Source organism: Streptomyces sp. NBC_01255, from assembly GCF_036226445.1.
Classification (GTDB): domain Bacteria; phylum Actinomycetota; class Actinomycetes; order Streptomycetales; family Streptomycetaceae; genus Streptomyces.
Window position 1 is genome coordinate 7,068,484 of record NZ_CP108474.1, and the last position, 18,251, is coordinate 7,086,734.

Genomic DNA, 18,251 nt, shown 5'->3' on the forward strand with positions numbered 1-18,251 from the left:
CACGGGCTCATCACCGTCCGAGCGCCCCGTTAGACTCGACCTTTGGCACGTTTGCGCCCTTGTCGTCGAGCGGGGCCGCGCCCAGCCAGCCAAACGGAAGCACGGGAAGAGATGTCGGCACCGAATAAGTCGTACGACCCGGTCGAGGTCGAGGCCTTGAAACCGGAAGAGATCGAGCGCATGCGGGACGAGGCGCTCGCCGCCTTCGCGGCCGCCGGCGACCTCGACGCGCTCGCGCACGCGAAGACCGCGCATACCGGCGGCACCTCGCCGCTGGCGCTCGCCAATCGCGAGATCGGCGCCCTGCCCCCGCAGGCCAAGGCCGCCGCCGGAAAGGTCGTGGGCCAGGCCCGCGGCGCGGTCTCCAAGGCGCTCGCCGCCCGCCAGACCGAGCTGGAGGCCGAGCGGGACGCCCGCGTCCTCGTCGAGGAGGCCGTCGACGTCACCCTGCCGTACGACCGTGTCCCGGCCGGCGCCCGGCACCCGCTGACGACGCTCATGGAGCGCGTCGCGGACGTCTTCGTCTCCATGGGGTACGAGGTCGCCGAGGGCCCCGAGGTCGAGGCGGAGTGGTTCAACTTCGACGCCCTCAACTTCGTCCCGGACCACCCGGCGCGCCAGATGCAGGACACGTTCTTCATCCAGGGCCCAGAGGGCACCACGGGTGACGAGTCCGGCGTCGTGCTGCGCACGCACACCTCGCCGGTCCAGGCCCGCACCCTCCTCGACCGGGAGCCCCCGGTCTACGTGGTGTGCCCCGGCCGCGTCTACCGCACCGACGAGCTCGACGCCACGCACACCCCGGTCTTCCACCAGATCGAGCTGCTCGCCGTCGACGAGGGCCTGACCATGGCCGACCTCAAGGGCACCCTGGACCACATGGTCCAGGCGCTCTTCGGCCCGGACATGAAGACCCGGCTCCGCCCGAACTTCTTCCCCTTCACCGAGCCGTCCGCCGAGATGGACATGCTCTGCTACGTCTGCCGCGGCGAGTCCGTCGGCAACCCGGACCGTCCCTGCCGCACCTGCGGCAGCGAGGGCTGGATCGAGCTCGGCGGCTGCGGCATGGTCAACCCGAAGGTGCTCGTCGCCTGCGGTGTGGACCCCGAGAAGTACAGCGGATTCGCCTTCGGGTTCGGCATCGAGCGGATGCTGATGTTCCGCCACAACGTCGACGACATGCGAGACATGGTCGAGGGTGACGTCCGGTTCACCCGGCCGTTCGGGATGGAGATCTGATGCGGGTCCCGCTTTCTTGGCTGCGGGAGTACGTCGACCTGCCGGCGACGGAGACCGGCCGAGACGTCCAGGCCAAACTCATTTCGGCAGGCCTCGAGGTCGAGACCGTCGAGCAGCTCGGCACCGGCCTGACCGGCCCGCTGGTGGTCGGCAAGGTCCTCACCATCGAGGAACTGACGGAGTTCAAGAAGCCCATCCGCTTCTGCACCGTCGACGTCGGCCAGGCCAACGGCACCGGCGAGCCGCAGGAGATCATCTGCGGCGCCCGGAACTTCGCCGTCGGCGACAAGGTCGTCGTGGCCCTGCCCGGCGCCGTCCTCCCCGGTGACTTCCGGATCGCCGAGCGCAAGACGTACGGCCGGGTGTCCCGCGGCATGATCTGCTCCGGCGACGAGCTGGGCATGGGCGACGACGGCACGCACGGCATCATCGTGCTCCCGCCGGAGTACGAGATCGGCATCGACGCCACGGTCCTCCTGGAGCTGTACGACGAGGTCCTCGACATCGCCGTCACCCCGGACCGCGGCTACTGCCTCTCCCTGCGCGGCATCGCCCGCGAGCTCGCCATCGCGTACGGCCTGCCGCTGCGCGACCCGGCGCTCCTCGACGTGCCCGCGCCGAACGCGTACGGCTACCCGGTCCAGGTCTCCGACCCGATCGGCTGCGACCGCTTCACCGCGCGCACCGTCGTCGGCCTCGCGCCCGAGGCGCGCTCCCCGATCTGGCTGCAGCGCCGCCTGCAGAAGGCCGGCATGCGCCCGATCTCGCTGGCCGTGGACGTCACCAACTACGTGATGCTGGAACTCGGTCAGCCGCTGCACGCCTACGACCGGAGCCGTCTCGACGGCCCCATCGGGGTGCGCCGCGCCGAGGCCGGCGAGAAGATCACGACCCTCGACGGCACCGTCCGCGTCCTGGACGCGGCGGACCTGGTCATCACCGACAACCGCGGTCCGATCGGCATCGCCGGCGTCATGGGCGGCGCGAACACGGAGATCGCCGACCCGGTGACCGACCCGGAGACCGGCTTCGTCACCGGCACCTCCGAGGTCGTCATCGAGGCCGCGCACTTCGACGCGATCTCGATCGCGCGCACCGCCCGCCGCCACAAGCTGTCCTCCGAGGCGTCCAAGCGCTTCGAGCGTGGCGTCGACCCGCAGGCCGCCGCCGCTGCCGCGCAGCGCACCGTCGACCTGCTCGTGCTGCTCGCGGGCGGCACGGCCGAGGCCGGCGTCACCGAGATCAGCGCCTCGTCCGCGCCGCGCACGATCACCATGCCGGCGAACCACCCGGACAAGGTCGCGGGCGTCGACTACGGCCGTGAGACCGTCGTCCGCCGCCTCCAGGAGGTCGGCTGCGACGTCTACGGCCAGGACGAGATCGTCGTCACGGTGCCCTCGTGGCGCCCCGACCTCAGCGAGCCGAACGACCTCGCCGAAGAGGTCATCCGTCTGGAGGGCTACGAGAACCTGCCCTCCACGCTGCCGAAGCCCCCGGCCGGCCGCGGGCTCACCGAGCGCCAGCGCACCCACCGCCGGGTGGGCCGCGCCCTGGCCGGCGCCGGCTACGTCGAGGCGCTCAGCTACCCGTTCATCGGCGAGCAGGCCCTCGACAACCTCGGTCTCGACGCGGACGACGCCCGTCGTCGGCTCGTGACCCTGGTCAACCCGCTCTCGGACGAGGAGCCCGCGCTCCGTACGACGCTGCTCCCGGGCCTGCTCGGCGCGCTCCGTCGCAACGACAGTCGCGGCAGCCACGACCTGGCGCTCTTCGAGACCGGTCTCGTCTTCCGGCCCGAGGGACAGCCCGGCGTCGCCGTCCGGCTGCCCGTCGACCGCCGTCCCACCGACGAGGAGGTCGCCGTCGTCAACGCCGCGCTGCCCGCGCAGCCGCGTCGCGCCGCCGTCGTCCTCGCCGGTGCGCGCGAGCAGGCCGGCTGGTGGGGCAAGGGCCGTCCGTCCGACTGGGCGGACGCGGTCGAGGCCGGCCGGACCGTGGCCGTCGAGGCCGGGGTCGAGCTGATCATCAGCGCCGATCAGCACGCCCCGTGGCACCCGGGCCGCTGCGCCGCGTTCCACGCCGAGATCGACGGCGAGAAGGTCCTCGTCGGCCACGCCGGCGAGCTCCACCCGCGCGTCGTGAAGGCGTTCGGCCTCCCGGCCCGCAGCTGCGCGATGGAGATCGACCTGGACCTCCTGGAGAAGGCGAACGAGGGCCCGCTCAAGGCCCCCCGGATCTCCTCCTTCCCGGTCGCCACCCAGGACGTCGCCCTGGTCGTCGCCACCGAGGTCCCGGCCGCCGAGGTCGAGGCCGCCCTCACCGAGGGCGCGGGTGAGCTCCTGGAGTCCATCCGCCTGTTCGACGTCTACACCGGCGATCAGCTGGACGAGGGCACCAAGTCCCTGGCGTACGCGCTGAAGTTCCGCGCCACGGACCGCACCCTCACGGTCGACGAGGCCACCGCGGCCCGCGACGCGGCGGTCGCCCTGGCGTCCGAGCGCACGGGGGCCGTCCTGCGCGGCGCCTGACGCGCACGAGCACGACACGGAGGGCCGCCCCGGGTACGCACCCGGGGCGGCCCTCCGCCGTTCTGATCGGTCGTCTGCTCGTGGTTCGTCCGCCCGTGCGCGTGGCGGAGGCCTGGCGAAAGGCGGCGCGCCGGGGGCGCTCACTCCTTCGGGTGAGATCGCCGAGGGGTGTTCCCCCGTGGCCCGTACGGTCGGCAGAATCGACGCGGCCGCAGGGGCGGACCTGTGGGCCGCAGGGCCTTCGGGCGCTGTCGGGGCTCGGGAAGGGCCGTGCATGATCCGTTCCAGGTCGTTGGTCTCCGCTGGCTCCCGGCTCCGCCGGCTGGCCCCGCTCGCTCTTCCCACCGCCTGGGGCGCGGTGGCCGTGGTGTGGAAGTTCGGCTGTCCGCTGGCCCGGCAGCCGGGGCTGCCCATGCGGATCGCCACCAGCGTCGTCTTCCTCACCGTCGGCACCGGGCTCGTCCTCGGCGTCCGGCGGGGGCTCGCCCGCGAGTTGGCCCGGGTCCGGGCCGTCGCCGACGCCGCGCAGCAGGTGCTGTTGCGGCCGCCGCCCGCCCGACTCGACGGACTGGCGCTCGCCGCCGGGCAGTTGTCGGCCTCGCGGGGCGCCTCCGTCGGCGGGGACCTGTACGAGGCGGTGGCCACCCCGTACGGCGTGCGGATCGTCGTCGGGGACGTGCGGGGGCACGGGCTCGCCGCGCTCGGTGCCGTGGTGGCCGTGCTGGGGAGTTTTCGCGAGGCCGCACATGACGAAGCGGAACTCGGCGGTGTCCTGCGGCGGTTGGAGCGGGCCCTCGAACGGCATCTGCGGGAGCGGGCGCGCGACGAGCATCCGGCGCGGAGCGGGGTGGAGCCGGAGCATCCGGTGGCCGAGGAGTTCGTGACCCTGCTGCTCCTGGAGGTCGCGGCCGACGGGCGGCTTTCGGTGCTCAACTGCGGTCACCCGGGCCCGTACCGCCTCGGACGGCGGGTGGAGCGGCTGCCGCTCGGCGATCCGCTTCCCCCGCTCGGGGTCCTTCCGCTGCCCGCCGTGCTCGCGCCGTACGCCGGCTCCCGGCTGCTTCCCGGCGAGACGCTGGTCCTGTACACCGACGGGGCGGAGGAGGCCCGTGATCACCGCGGCCGGTTCTTCGCCCTCGACGACGCCCTGGCCAGGATGGCCGGCGAAGCGCCCGCGATGCTGGTCCGCCGGGTCCACGCGGCACTCCTCGACCACACGGGCGGTCGCCTCTCCGACGACATCGCGCTCCTCGTCGTCCGCAACGACCGTGTCCGGGTGCCGGCGCAGCCCGCCGAACCCGGGCTGCGCCGCCCCCGGCCCGCCCCCTCCTCCCACTGTTGAGCGGAGGGGCCGGCGCCGGCGTCGCCCGCCCCGCCACGGAGTGTCGGGCAGATCAGCGGGGCGGGCGACGCGGACCGGGCGGCCGCACTGTAAGAGGGGGGAGCCGGCGGCCCGGTCGTCGCCTTGCGGCGAGAAGCACAGTCAAGCGGTGCGGGGCCGGGCGGGGCAGAGTACGCGGACCGGAAGAACGGGTACTTCGTTCACACCCCGTGCGAAATCGCCCGTAGGGATTCGGCCACGGGCCGCGTCCGACACCCCTAGGCTGAGTTCACCGAGCGACCGGAGGGGGCATGCAGCCCAACACCCTGCTCGACGCCCTGCTCGACGAAGCGGGCGTCTCCCACGCCGGGCTCGCCGCCCGCGTGAACCGGGCCGGCCGGGCCAGGGGCATCCCCCTGCGCTACGAACACACCGCCGTGGCCCGCTGGTTGAAGGGCCAGCGGCCGCGTGGCCAGGTGCCCGACCTGATCTGCGAGGTGCTCGCCGCCCGGCTGCACCGGCAGGTGACCCTGGACGACATCGGCCTCGGAGTGCCGGGCGGACCGCCGCCCGCCTTCGGTACGCCGCTCTCCGGCTTCGTCGACCGCGCGTCGGCCCTGTGGCGATCCGACGAGCAGCAGCGCCCGCACATGGTCGGCGCGCAGGCCGTGACGGGCACCCCTGCGGTGATGCCGGTGTGGGAGTGGGAGAACCCGCCGGAGGACATGGACGTCTCCCGCGACGGCCGGGGGACCACGGTGTCCGCGACCGACATCGCCGTACTGAGCGCCGCTCGCTCCCACTACGAGCAGATGTACCGCAAGGCGGGGGGCATCGCGACGCGCGCCCGCATCGTCGGCTTCCTCACCACCGAGACCGCGCCGCTCCTCCGCGGCGCGTACAGCGACGCGCTCGGCCGGCGACTGCACCGGGCCACCGGCGGCCTGGTGGCGGTGGCCGGAATCTGCGCGTACGACGCGGACGCGCACGGTCTCGCCCAGCACTACTTCCATCAGGCGCTGCGGCTCGCGAAGGCCAGTGGCGACCGGGGCCTCGGCGCCTATGTCATCGCGCTCCTGGTCAACCAGTCGCTGTTCATGGGGGAGTACCGGCAGGCGGTGGCGTTCGCGGAGGCGGCGCTGCGGGCCGCCGGGCGCCGGATCACCCCGGCGCTCGCCGCCGATCTGACGGCGATGCAGGCGAAGGCGTACGCGCATCTGGGCGACGGGGCGGCCGCGCTGGCCTGCATCCGGCGGGCGGAGACGGAGGCGGAGCGGATCAGTCCGGGCGCGGAACCGGCGGAGACGGGGTACGTACAGCCGGGTTTCGTCAACGTGCAGGTGGCGGAGGCCCTGCTCAGCCTGGGTGATCTCCCCGCGGCCCACGAGCACGCCTCGGCGGCGGTCCTGACTCCCTCGCACGACCGGGGCCGGGTGCACCGGCTGGCCATGCTGTGCCAGATCGAACTGCGGCGGGGCGAGGTCGACGGGGCGGCGCGCACGGCGGTGGAGATGACCGAGCGGGCCCGGGGGATGGAGTCGCGGCGGCTGCGGGACCGCCTGCGGCAGGTGCGGGAGCATCTCCTCGCGAGCGGCGGAGGGGACGCCCGGGAGGCGGCGGATCTCATCGACGGGACTCTGCGCGTTCCCCTGTAGCCCCGTAGACCTCCAACTGCTGCGATATTGCCACCAAACAAGCACCGACCAGTCGGAAGGTGGCAAGAACGTGCAGTGGACGAAACTGAGCGAACACTCTGTCTATGAGAATCACTGGTTCCAGGTGAACCTCGCGGACGTCGAACTTCCGGACGGCCGCCACCTCGACCACTATCTGATCCGGCTCCGCCCGGTCGCCGTCGCGACCGCCGTCAACGAGGCCGACGAAGTCCTGATGCTCTGGCGCCACCGCTTCATCACCGACAGCTGGGGCTGGGAACTGGCCGCCGGTATCGTCGAGGACGGGGAGGACATCGAGACCGCCGCCGCGCGCGAGATGGAGGAGGAGACCGGCTGGCGGCCGGGGCCGCTGCGCCATCTCCTCACCGTCGAGCCGTCGAACGGTCTCACCGACGCCCGCCATCACCTCTACTGGGCGGAACGGGCCACGTACACCGGTCCGCCCGAGGACGCGTTCGAGTCCTCACGGCGGGCCTGGATCCCGCTCAAACAGATCCCCGACATGATCGCCCGCGGCGAGATACCGGCCGCCAACATGGTCGCCGGGCTGCTCATGCTCCACCACCTGCGTCTCGGCTGAGACAGCGGGAAATGCCGGACGGCCCGTACCTGTGCGTGAGTGCGGGCCGTCCGGTGTTCAGGGGAGGTCAGGAGTACGGGTAGAAGCCCGAGCCCGTCTTCCGGCCGAGCCGGCCCGCGTCCACCATGCGCTGGAGCAGCGGGGGAGCGGCGTACAGCGGCTCCTTGAACTCGGCGTACATCGAGTCGGCGATCGAGGCGATCGTGTCCAGACCGATGAGGTCGGAGAGCTTCAGCGGGCCCATCGGGTGGGCGCAGCCGTACTCCATGCCGTTGTCGATGTCCTCGCGGCTCGCGATGCCCGACTCGAACATCCGGATCGCGGAGAGCAGGTACGGCACGAGCAGGGCGTTGACGACGAAGCCGGAGCGGTCCTGCGCGCGGATCGCGTGCTTGCCGAGCGCCTTCTCGGCGAAGGCCTGCGCACGGCTGATCGTGCCCTCGGAGGTGGTGAGGGCCGGGATCAGCTCGACGAGCTTCTGCACCGGGGCCGGGTTGAAGAAGTGGATGCCGATGACGTGGTCGGGGCGGGAGGTCGCCACGGCCAGCTTGACGAGCGGGATGGAGGAGGTGTTCGAGGCCAGGATGGCGTCGGGCCGGGTCATCACCTGGTCGAGCACCTGGAAGATCTCGGTCTTGACCTGCTCGTTCTCCACGACCGCCTCGATCACGAGGTCGCGGTCGGCGAACTCGCCGAGGTCCGTGGTGAAGCTGAGGCGGGCGAGCGTCGCGTCCCGCTCCTCCTCGCTGATCTTGCCGCGTTCGGCGGCCTTCGCCAGCGAGTTGTAGAGCCGCGTGCGACCGAATTCCAGCGCCTCGCCGGTGGTCTCGGCGACCTTCACCTCAAGGCCGCTCCGGGCACACACCTCTGCGATGCCCGCGCCCATCTGGCCGCAACCCACCACTCCGACGCGCTCAATGTCGGCCATGGAGTCCGTCACCTCGTGCCTTTCGCTCTTCTCTGGCGGCGGGCCCCGTGTGATTCCGGTGCGTCCGCCTCGACCCCCACGACGTTACCGCTCATTAACCGATGATCGATCGTCCGGGGCGGGCATGCTGTCCGGGTGGGTGTGACGTATCCGACAGAAGAGGGGTACAAGTGCGGCCTATCGGCAGAAGAGGGTTCGTGGCCGGCGCCACCGGGGCGGCGCTCATGGTGACGGGAGCGACAACGGGAACGGCAGGGGGGACGGCGCCGGCCTCCGCCGCGTCCCCGGACCGGGGGAAAGGGCCTCACCGCAAGCGCGAGTTCCGGGGCATGTGGGTGGCCACGGTCGCCAACCGCGACTGGCCCTCCCGGTCCGGCCTGACCGCCGAGGAACAGCGCGCCGAGCTCCTCGCCCATCTCGACACGGCCGTCGAGCGCCACCTCAACGCGGTGGTCCTCCAGGTCCGCCCGACCGCCGATGCGCTGTGGCCCTCGCCGTACGAGCCGTGGGCCCAGTGCCTGACCGGTGTACAGGGTCGCGATCCGGGCTGGGACCCGCTGGGCACGGCGGTCGAGGAGGCCCACGCGCGCGGGCTCGAACTGCACGCCTGGTTCAACCCGTACCGAGTGGCGAATCACACGGATCCGACCCGGCTCGTCACCGACCACCCGGCCCGGCTCCATCCGGAGTGGGTCCTGCCCTACGGCGGAAAGCTGTACTACAACCCCGGCCTGCCCGAGGTCCGCCGCTTCGTCCAGGACGCGATGCTGGACGCGCTGCGCCGCTACGACATCGACGCCGTGCACTGGGACGACTACTTCTATCCGTACCCGGTGGCCGGGCAGGTCTTCGCCGACGACGAGGCGTACGCGCGGTACGGGGCGGACTTCCCCGACAAGGCGTCCTGGCGGCGGAACAACACCGACCTGCTGGTCTCCGAGATGGCCGCCCGGATCAAGGACACCAAGAAGCACGTGGCATTCGGGATAAGCCCCTTCGGTGTGTGGCGGAACATCGCCACCGACCCCGAAGGCTCGGACACCCGCGCCGGAGTCCAGACGTACGACGATCTGTACGCCGACACCCGCAAGTGGATCCGGGAGGGCTGGATCGACCACGTCGTCCCGCAGCTGTACTGGAACATCGGCCTGCCGGCCGCCGACTACGCGAAGCTGCTGCCCTGGTGGGACGCGGTCGTCCGCGGGACCGGCGTCGGCCTGTACATCGGCGAGGCGCTCTACAAGGCGGGCGATCCCGCCCAGCCGACGGCCTGGCAGGACCCGAAGGAGCTGTCACGCCACCTGGGGCTCGCCGCCACGTACCGGTCGGTCGGCGGGCACTGCTTCTTCGCGGCGAAAGAGGTCGCCGCGGACCGGGCCGGGGCGATGGCCGCCGTGGTGGCCGATCACTACCCGACCAGGGTCCGTCCGCCGAAGGAGAGGGCTCAGCGGGCCTCCGCCCCCGGGTGATGGCGTACGACGGTGTCGGGGCCCGGCGACATCAGGGCCTCGTGACCGTCGTCGTCGAACTTCACGCGGTACGGGGGAGTGCCGTTCTCCCCGAGTACCTGCAGAACCTCGGCCGTACGGTCGTGCTGACCGACGGTGCGGCCGTGCATCAGCAACTTGTCTCCCACGCTCGCCTGCATCGGGGTGACCTCCTCGCGAACGCGCCAGTCCTACTCGGAGTCTCTGACTGCCATTGTGACCCGCGCCACCCCGATCCGTCGCGTCAGCTCTTCGCCCGCTGGGTGACCGCGATGCAGACGAGGACGCCCACGGCGGCGAGCGGGGCGGCGAGAGGCAGCGACTCGCCGAGCAGGAACACCGACCAGATCAGGGTGAGGAGCGGCTGCGAGAGCTGGAGCTGGCTGGCCTTGGGGATGCCGATCTCGGCCATGCCCCGGTACCAGACGTACAGGCCGAAGAAGGTGGAACCGGCGGCCACCCACACCAGGCCGATGACGCCGTGGGCGGTGAGGTGGACCGGCTCGATCGACAGCGTGACCGCCGAGGCGACCGCCATCAGCGGCAGGCAGAAGACCAGGGCCCAGCCGATGACCTGCCAGCCCGGCATGAGCGACGCGAGCCGGCCGCCCTCCGTGTAGCCGGCGGCGCACACGAGCAGCGCCCCGAAGAGGTACACGTCGCTCGTGGACACCGCGCCGCCGCTCTGCTGGAGCGTGAAGCCGAGCACCACGACGGCTCCGGCGACGGCGGCGCACCAGAAGGTACGGGACGGACGCCGGCCCGTCCGGATCGCGGCGAGCGTCGCCGTGGTGAGCGGCAGCAGGCCCACGACGACGGCGGCGTGCGAGGTGGTGGAGGTCTGCAGGGCCAGCGTCGTCAGGAGCGGGAAGCCGATGACGACACCACCGGCGACGACGGCGAGACCGGCCCAGTGGCGGCGCTCCGGCAGCGGCACCCGGCCGGCGAGGAGGAAGGCGCCCGCGATGAGTGCGGCGAGGGTGGAGCGCACGGCCACCAAGGACCAGGGCCCGAAGCTCTCCAGGCCCCACACGGTCGACGGGAAGGTCAGCGAGAAGGAGACCACGCCGAGGAGGGCGAGCAGGGTGCCGCGCGTCGGGGGAGCGGGCGTCTCAGCTCCGGAGGCCGGCCCTGCGGAGGTGGTCGGAGTGCTTCCCTCGGTGGCGGTGACCGCTATCGTCGCGGTGGCAGTAGCGCTATCCTGTGGTCTCATGCATGAGCGTAGCAGTGTCGCGGAACTGGCAGAATCCCTGAGAGCGGAGCTCAACCGCTACTCTCCAGGTGGAAAACTGCCGTCGAGTCGGGCACTCGTCGAGCGCTACCGCGTCTCCCCGGTCACCGTGACCCGGGCCCTCGCCCAGCTCGCCGCCGAAGGGCTCGTCGTCACCCGCCCCGGCGCCGGCGTCTTCCGCGCCGAGCCGCGTGCCACCCCGGTCGCCGGGGACACCTCCTGGCAAGAACTCGCGCTCAGCGCGGACACCGCCACCGAACTCGTCCCCCGGGCCGTCGACGCCTCCGGCGTCCTCGTCACTCTCTCCGTGCCGCCGCCGGGAGTGATCGAGTTCAACGGCGGCTACCTCCACCACTCCCTCCAGCCCGAGCGGGCCCTCGCCGCCGCCCTCGCCCGCGCCGGCCGCCGCCCCGGCGCCTGGGGACGACCGCCCACGGACGGCCTGCCCGAACTGCGCGAGTGGTTCGCCCGCGAGATCGGCGGCAGCGTCACCGCCGCCGAGGTGCTGATCACCGCGGGCGGCCAGTCCGCCATCAGCACCGCCCTGCGCGCCCTCGCCCCGCCCGGCACCCCCGTGCTCGTCGAATCGCCCACCTACCCGGGCATGCTCGCCGTCGCCCGCGCCGCCGGACTCCGGCCCGTCCCCGTACCGGGCGACGCCGACGGGGTCCGCCCCGAACTCCTCGAAGCCGCCTTCCGGGCCACCGGGGCCAGGGTCTTCGTCTGCCAGCCGCTCTTCCAGAACCCGACCGGCACCGCGCTCGCCCCGGAACGGCGCCGGGAGGTCGTCCGCATCGCCCGCGCCGCCGGAGCCTTCGTCGTCGAGGACGACTTCGCCCGCCGTCTCGTCCACGAGGACGCGGGGCCGCTCCCCGCCACGCTCGCCGCCGAGGACCCCGACGGCGTCGTCGTCCACGTCTGCTCGCTCACCAAGCCGACTTCGCCCAGCCTCCGCGTCGGCGCCCTCGCCGCCCGCGGCCCCGTCCTGGAACGCCTGCGCGCCATCCAGGTCGTCGACAGCTTCTTCGTCCCCCGGCCCCTCCAGGAGGCCGCCCTCGAACTCGTCGGCGCCCCGGCCTGGCACCGACACCTCCGGGCCGTCTCCCAGGAGCTCAGGAGCCGCAGGGAGGCCATGACCGCGGCCGTCGCCCTCCACCTCCCCGAGTTCGCCCTGCCGCGCGTCCCCTCCGGCGGCTACCACCTCTGGATCCGACTCCCCGACACGCTGCCCGAGGCCTCGCTCCTCGCCACGGCCCTGCGCACCGGCGTCGCCGTCGCTCCGGGCCGCCCCTACTTCTGCGCCGAACCCCCCGCAGGCCACATCCGGCTGAGTTTCGCGGGTGTGGCGGGCCCCACCGAGATCGCGGAAGGAGTGCGCCGCCTGAGGACGGCCGTCGACGAACTCGCCGCCTGAGCGGCGGCCCGGTCCGGGCGAGGGGCCCGGACCGGGCGGCACGGCGATGCCCGGGCGTGGCAAATTCACCTGACAAGAGCCCGCGCCCCTGGGACCCTGCGGCCATGAACTCCAGCACCACCCCCGCCCCCTCCGGCACCGCCGTCATGCACGGGGCGTACGAGATCTCAGCCGATCCCGCACGGATCGACGCGGCCCGCGTCCACCACTGGCTCTCCTCGGACGCCTACTGGGCCCTCGGCCGACCTCGGGAGAAGCAGGACGCGGCCATCGCGGGATCGCTCAACTTCGGCGCCTATCACGGCGAGACCGGCGCGATGGCCGCGTACGCGCGCATCGTCACCGACTACGCCACCTTCGCCTGGCTCTGCGACGTCTACGTCGACCCGGGGGCCCGCGGCACCGGCCTCGGCACCGCGCTCGTCGCCGCCGTCCGCGACCACCTCGCGCCGCACGGACTGCGCCGCATCCTGCTCGCCACCGCCGACGCGCACGGTGTGTACGAGAAGGTCGGTTTCACGCCACTGCAGAATCCGGACAAGTGGATGGCTCTCGGGCAGCAGTGACCCGGCGGCCCTCCGGTCCCGGGAAATGACCCCTTGACCTGGGCGCCCACCGGCCTCACGATCGCGGCCATGGGTCTTCGGGTGACGCTCGTCGCGGCGGCACGCAGCTCCTCCCTGCTCGCCGAACGTTTCGACGACGACCGGCCGCTCGACGAGGCCGGCTGGTACGAGGTGCAGGTCGCCGCGCCCGCGCTCATCCCGCTCGGCGCGGCCGAACTGCGCTACTGCTCCCCGACCCCGCGCAGCCGCGCCACCGGCACCGCCCTCGGCTACGCCCCCCTCGCCCAGCCCGCGCTGCGCGAGTGCGACATGGGCCGCTGGCGCGGCCTCACCCTCGCCGAGGTCGCCGCCCTCGAACCGGCCGCCGTCGACGCCTGGCTCACCGACGCCCGCACCGCCCCGCACGGCGGGGAACCGCTCCTCGCCTTCATCACCCGCATAGGGAACTGGCTCGACACCCGTCCCGCCGAGGACTGCTCCATCGTCGCCGTCGCCGAACCCTCTGTCGTCCGGGCCGCCCTCGTGTACGCCCTGAAGGCGCCGCCCTCCACGTACTGGAACGTCGACGTCCGCCCGCTCTCCACCGTCACGCTCACCGGCCGCCCCGGCCTCCGGCACCTCCATCTCGACGCCGCCCTGCGCTGAACGACGGGCCGTGTGCCCTCGTAGCGGACGGGGGTACGGACACGCCGACGGTACGGAGCGCGGTCCAGCACAATCAGGCGACGGCCGGCCTCCTCACCGGCCCTGCCGCCGGCCCGCCTTTCCCGGGGCCCCGGACGCCCGAAGCCTCTTCGCCGCGCTCCGGCAGGGGCGCACCGCCGCCACCGGCGAGCAGGCGGAGGGGGAGCGGAAGGCCGCGACCGGCTAGCCTGAGAGCACGATGAACCGTTTGACCACGTCATGGGGCGCCTTCACGCTGACCCGCCACCCCGAGGACCCGCGCGATCCGCTGCGGGCCTGGGACGCGTCCGACGAGTACCTCCTGGGCCACCTGGCCGAGAGCGGTACCGACCTGTCCGGCTCCGTCGCCGTGCTCGGCGACCGCTGGGGAGCCCTCGTCACCGCACTCCAGGCCGCCGGGGCCGGCGAGCTCGTCCAGATCTCCGACTCCTACCTCGGCCGGCAGGCCACGCGGGCCAACCTCGCGCGCGCCGGGGCCGCTCCGGACGCCGTCCGGCTGCTGACCACGCAGGACCCGCCACCCGAGCGGATCGACGTCCTCCTCGTCCGCGTCCCCAAGAGCCTCGCGCTCCTGGAGGACCAGCTGCACCGGCTCGCCCCCGCCGTGCACGAGGACACCGTGATCGTCGGCACCGGCATGGTCAAGGACATCCACACCTCCACACTCCGCCTCTTCGAGCGGATCCTGGGGACCACCCGCACCTCGCTCGCGGTGAAGAAGGCCCGGCTGATCCACACCACGCGCGAGCCCGGCATCGCCCCGCGCCCGAACCCCTGGCCGCACCGGTACGCCCTCCCGGCGGACACCCCCGCGCCCGGCCTCCCCGGCCTGACCGTCACCAACCACGCCGGGGTCTTCTGCGCCGACCGCCTCGACATCGGCACCCGCTTCCTGCTCGCGAACCTGCCCGGTGACCTCGGCCGGGCCCGGGTCGCCGACCTCGGCTGCGGCAACGGCGTGGTGGGTCTCGCCATCGCCCTCCACGAACCCGACGCGGAACTGGTCTTCACCGACGAGTCGTACCAGGCGGTCGCCTCGGCCGAGGAGAACTTCCGCACCCACGTGGGCGAAGGACGCAAGGCCGAGTTCATCGTCGGCGACGGGCTCTCGGACCTGCCCGCCGGCTCGGTCGACCTCGTCCTCAACAACCCGCCGTTCCACAGCCACCAGGCCACCACCGACCGCACGGCCCGCCGCATGTTCACGGAAGCACGGCGCGCACTGCGGCCGGGCGGCGAACTGTGGGTCGTCGGCAACCGCCACCTCGGCTACCACGTGACCCTCCGCCGCATCTTCGGGAACAGCGAGCTCGTCGCGAGCGACCCGAAGTTCGTGGTCATCCGGGCCGTACGTCAGCCCGATCGCGAGGACACCGCCTGAGGCATCGGCCTCAGGTTCAGCCCCAGGAACGGGAGCACAGGACGAGCTGGTAGCCGTCGGGGTCGGCGACGGTGACGCCGTACTCGTCCCAGTACGGGTTGTGCGCGGGTATCCGCGTACCGCCCGCCGCGATCAGCCGCTCGACCTGCTCCTCCTCGACGGGCGCGCCGAGGTAGACGACGAACAGGTCCTCGACGGTGGGGGTGGGCTCCACCGGGTGCTCGGGGTCGCGCGTCAGCTCGAAGTGCCAGCCTCCGCCGGCCGGGCCGACCATGAGGAGGTCGTGCTTGCCGGGCTCCCGCGTGGGGGTCCGCCACTGCACGACGAGGCCGAGCCCGTCGACGTAGAACCGCTCGGCGGCGGCGAGGTCCCGCGAGGGACGGGCGATCCGTACGTGGGTCTGCGCATCGATGATCATGCCCTCCAGGTTACGAGGGCACGGGGCACCGGGCCCTCAGGGGTCTCCCCCTCGTGCCCCGGATTCGACCCTGACCCGCGGGTCGGGGTTCAGGGTCCCGGCGCCCCGATCATCCCTCCCCGTCACGCCAGGGTGACGAGCTCCCGGTACTCCTCGCTCCACAGGTCCTCGTCCGCGTCCGGGAGCAGCAGGACCCGCTCCGGGCGCAGCGCGTCGATGGCGCCCTCGTCGTGCGTGACCATCACGATCGCGCCCGGGTAGGTGCCCACGGCCGTCAGGACCTCGTCGCGGGAGGCGGGGTCCAGATTGTTCGTGGGCTCGTCGAGGAGCAGCACGTTGGCGCCGGAGTGGACGAGGGCGGCCAGCGCCAGCCTGGTCTTCTCGCCGCCGGACAGCACTCCGGCCGGCTTGTCGGCGTCGTCGCCCCGGAACAGGAAGGCGCCCAGCACCGCCCGTACCTCACCGTCCGTCAGGTGCGGTGCGGCCGCCGCGAGGTTCTCCCGGACCGTGCGGTCCCGGTCCAGCGTGTCGTGCTCCTGGGCGAAGTACCCGAGGCGCAGGCCGTGGCCGCGTACGACCCGTCCCGCGTCGGGCGTCTCCGCCCCGGCGAGGAGCCGCAGCAGCGTCGTCTTCCCGGCTCCGTTGAGCCCGAGGACGACCAGCCGGCTGCCCCGGTCCACCGCCAGGTCCACCCCGCCGAGGACGGGGCGTTCCCCGTAGGCCTTGGTTAGCGAGACCGCACCCAGCGGCGTACGACCGCAGGGCGCGGGCTCGGGCAGCCGGATGCGGGCGACCCGCTCGGCCCGGCGCGCGGGGTCGAGCCCGGCGAGCATCCGGTCGGCCCGGCGCGCCATGCTGCGGGCCGTCGTCGCCGTCGCCACCCGGGACTTCATGCGGTCCGCCTGCGCGTGCAGCGTGGCCGCCTTCCGCTCGGCGTTGGCGCGCTCGCGCACCCGGCGCCGCTCGTCGGCGTCCCGCTGCGCGAGGTAGACCTGCCAGCCGGTGTTGTGGACGTCGAGCGCGGCGCGCCCCGGATCGAGGTGGAAGACCCGGTTGACGGTGTCGGTGAGGAGCCGGACGTCGTGGCTGATCAGCACCAGGCCGCCCCGGTGGGCGGTCAGGAAGCCGCGCAGCCAGCCGATCGAGTCGGCGTCCAGGTGGTTGGTCGGCTCGTCGAGGAGCAGGGTGTCCTCCGGGCCGTGACCGGCGAAGAGGATCCGGGCCAGCTCGACCCGGCGCTTCTGCCCGCCGGACAGCCGGCCGACGGGCCGGTCCATCACCTCGGCGGGCAGGCCCAGCCCGGCGGCGACCCGGGCCGCCTCCGCCTCGGCCGCGTACCCGCCGCCCGTCTCGAACGCGGCCTCCGCCCGGTCGTACGCGGCGAGCGCCCGCGCGTCGGGCGCCTCGCCGAGCCGGCGGGCCGCCTCCGCGAGCCGCCGGACGGCCAGGTCGAGACCGCGCGCGGAGAGGATCCGGTCGGTGACGGACACGGTCGGGTCGGCGGCCCGCGAGTCCTGCGCGAGATGGCCGACGGAGCCGGTACGGGTGACGGTGCCGGCAGCCGGGGCACGCAGCCCGGCCAGGGTGTCGAGCAGGGTGGTCTTGCCGGCGCCGTTGCGGCCGACGAGGCCGATCCGGTCGCCGGGGGCGATGTGGAAGGAGACGCCGGACAGCAGGAGCCGGGCGCCGACGCGCACGTCGGCACCACGAAAGGTGATCATGGGATAACGCTCCGAAACAGCTGAGGGACACACGGGTGGCGTGGGCGTGGGTCCGCAGCTAGGAGATTCGGGGCGTGGACATGACGCCGAGGCTAACGGAGTGGGCACCCCGACGCACCGGAATTCCGCCCCGCCGCGGGCCCGCCCCCTTGCCGTCCCGCCCGCTCACCCGTCGGGGAAGGCCAGATCCAGGGCGCGTACCCGGTCCTCCCCTGTGACGATGTCGAGGGCGACGATCCGGTCGTGCCGGAGCGCGAACGCCACCGCGGAGACCGGGACGCCAGCCACGAAGGCGACGAGCCCGACGGACCCGTCGACCAGGGCGGGCCTCGCCGCGTCGGCGAGGCGGGCGAAGGCGGCGGCCGCCTCCGCGACGGCCGGGGCGCCGTGGACCGGCCCGCGCGCGGAGTACGCCACGACGTCCGGGGTGAGGACGGCGGCCAGTGCGCGCGCGTCACGCGCGCGTGCGGCCGCGAGAAACCGGTCCGCCACCGCGCGCTGCCGGCCCGGTACGCCGTCGGTCCGCGCGGTCCCGCCGCCCCGTAGCCGCTCCCGGGCGCGCCGGGCGAGCCGCGCCGCGTCCACGGGAGAGCCGCCGGTGACCCGGGCGGTCTCGTCCGGCGGCAGTCCGAAGAGGTCGTGCAGGACGTAGGCGAGCCGCTCCTCGGTCCCGAGGGTCTCCAGGGCCACGAGCAGCGCGAGCCACACGGAGTCCACCCCGCCCGCGCCCCTGGCGCCGACCCCGTCCAGATCTCCGACCCCGTCCGGATCTCCGCCCCCAGGCCCCGGCCGTCCCGCGGCCGCCCGTTCCCGGAGTCCGCGGACGCACGCCTGCCCCACGTGGGCCGCCAGCCAGGCCCGTACGGCGGCCGTGCTGTCCCGCGCGAGCTCCGCCCGTGCCGTCGCGAGCACGTCCTCGGCCTCGGCCCGCGACCCCATCATGCGCAGGGCCACGCCCCGGAGCTGCTCCTGATCGGCGTCGAAGCGCCTGGTCAGAGCGGTGAGCAATGTGTCGTCGTGCATGGGGCCTCACTCCTCGTCGGTTCCGTCACCGCCTTGACGCGAGGACACCCCCCG

General features: G+C 73.3%; 16 protein-coding genes. 10 read left to right on the forward strand and 6 right to left on the reverse strand.

Going from position 1 to position 18,251, the window contains the following annotated elements:
* Positions 1-111: 111 nt before the first annotated feature.
* The 5 genes from pheS (at position 112) to OG357_RS32030 (ending at position 7,344) form a co-directional block, all read left to right on the forward strand.
* Complete coding sequence (pheS, locus tag OG357_RS32010) at positions 112-1,239, forward strand: phenylalanine--tRNA ligase subunit alpha (RefSeq protein ID WP_317593859.1); 1,128 nt, start codon at positions 112-114, stop codon at positions 1,237-1,239.
* Positions 1,239-3,767: a phenylalanine--tRNA ligase subunit beta gene (pheT, locus tag OG357_RS32015; RefSeq protein WP_329624439.1), complete on the forward strand. Its 2,529-nt coding sequence runs from the start codon at positions 1,239-1,241 to the stop codon at positions 3,765-3,767. The genes pheS and pheT overlap by 1 nt, the downstream gene beginning before the upstream one ends.
* A 274-nt stretch (positions 3,768-4,041) precedes the next feature.
* Positions 4,042-5,109, forward strand: a complete 1,068-nt coding sequence (locus OG357_RS32020; protein WP_329624440.1) for a PP2C family protein-serine/threonine phosphatase — start codon at positions 4,042-4,044, stop codon at positions 5,107-5,109.
* Positions 5,110-5,399: 290 nt separating this feature from the next.
* On the forward strand, positions 5,400-6,743 hold the full coding sequence (locus OG357_RS32025; protein WP_329624441.1) for a transcriptional regulator: 1,344 nt from the start codon (positions 5,400-5,402) through the stop codon (positions 6,741-6,743).
* Between the two features lie 70 nt (positions 6,744-6,813).
* Complete coding sequence (locus OG357_RS32030) at positions 6,814-7,344, forward strand: NUDIX hydrolase (protein ID WP_329624442.1); 531 nt, start codon at positions 6,814-6,816, stop codon at positions 7,342-7,344.
* 67 nt (positions 7,345-7,411) lie between these two features.
* Here the strand turns inward: OG357_RS32030 and OG357_RS32035 are convergent, their stop codons facing one another.
* Complete coding sequence (locus OG357_RS32035) at positions 7,412-8,272, reverse strand: 3-hydroxybutyryl-CoA dehydrogenase (protein ID WP_329624443.1); 861 nt, start codon at positions 8,270-8,272, stop codon at positions 7,412-7,414.
* Positions 8,273-8,442: 170 nt separating this feature from the next.
* Between OG357_RS32035 and OG357_RS32040 the strand changes: the two genes are divergently transcribed.
* The gene (locus OG357_RS32040) at positions 8,443-9,741 is read left to right on the forward strand and encodes a glycoside hydrolase family 10 protein (RefSeq protein ID WP_443066763.1); all 1,299 of its coding nucleotides are present in this window, start codon (positions 8,443-8,445) and stop codon (positions 9,739-9,741) included.
* Here OG357_RS32040 and OG357_RS32045 read toward each other — a convergent pair.
* Positions 9,717-9,920, reverse strand: a complete 204-nt coding sequence (locus OG357_RS32045) for a DUF1918 domain-containing protein (RefSeq protein WP_141298608.1) — start codon at positions 9,918-9,920, stop codon at positions 9,717-9,719. The two genes, OG357_RS32040 and OG357_RS32045, sit on opposite strands and share 25 nt — an antisense overlap.
* 83 nt (positions 9,921-10,003) lie before the next feature.
* Positions 10,004-10,972 carry a DMT family transporter gene (locus OG357_RS32050; RefSeq protein ID WP_329624445.1) on the reverse strand — a complete coding sequence of 323 codons (969 nt, stop codon included), beginning with the start codon at positions 10,970-10,972 and terminating at the stop codon, positions 10,004-10,006.
* Between OG357_RS32050 and OG357_RS32055 the strand changes: the two genes are divergently transcribed.
* From OG357_RS32055 to OG357_RS32070, 4 genes are all read left to right on the forward strand, one after another.
* On the forward strand, positions 10,971-12,404 hold the full coding sequence (locus OG357_RS32055) for an aminotransferase-like domain-containing protein (RefSeq protein WP_329624446.1): 1,434 nt from the start codon (positions 10,971-10,973) through the stop codon (positions 12,402-12,404). The two genes, OG357_RS32050 and OG357_RS32055, sit on opposite strands and share 2 nt — an antisense overlap.
* 104 nt (positions 12,405-12,508) lie before the next feature.
* Positions 12,509-12,970: a GNAT family N-acetyltransferase gene (locus OG357_RS32060; protein WP_329624447.1), complete on the forward strand. Its 462-nt coding sequence runs from the start codon at positions 12,509-12,511 to the stop codon at positions 12,968-12,970.
* Between the two features lie 69 nt (positions 12,971-13,039).
* Complete coding sequence (locus tag OG357_RS32065) at positions 13,040-13,615, forward strand: histidine phosphatase family protein (RefSeq protein WP_329625760.1); 576 nt, start codon at positions 13,040-13,042, stop codon at positions 13,613-13,615.
* Positions 13,616-13,853: 238 nt separating this feature from the next.
* Positions 13,854-15,035 carry a methyltransferase gene (locus OG357_RS32070; RefSeq protein WP_329624448.1) on the forward strand — a complete coding sequence of 394 codons (1,182 nt, stop codon included), beginning with the start codon at positions 13,854-13,856 and terminating at the stop codon, positions 15,033-15,035.
* A gap of 16 nt (positions 15,036-15,051) precedes the next feature.
* On the opposite strand, the gene OG357_RS32075 is transcribed toward OG357_RS32070, so the two are convergent.
* The 3 genes from OG357_RS32075 to OG357_RS32085 form a co-directional block, all read right to left on the reverse strand.
* Positions 15,052-15,453, reverse strand: a complete 402-nt coding sequence (locus tag OG357_RS32075) for a VOC family protein (protein WP_329624449.1) — start codon at positions 15,451-15,453, stop codon at positions 15,052-15,054.
* A gap of 122 nt (positions 15,454-15,575) precedes the next feature.
* Entirely contained in the window at positions 15,576-17,174 is a 1,599-nt protein-coding gene (locus tag OG357_RS32080; RefSeq protein WP_329624450.1) for an ABC-F family ATP-binding cassette domain-containing protein, read from the reverse strand.
* Between the two features lie 165 nt (positions 17,175-17,339).
* Positions 17,340-18,197, reverse strand: coding sequence for a sigma factor-like helix-turn-helix DNA-binding protein (locus OG357_RS32085; RefSeq protein ID WP_329624451.1), 858 nt, complete (start codon positions 18,195-18,197; stop codon positions 17,340-17,342).
* Between the last annotated feature and the right edge of the window lie 54 nt (positions 18,198-18,251).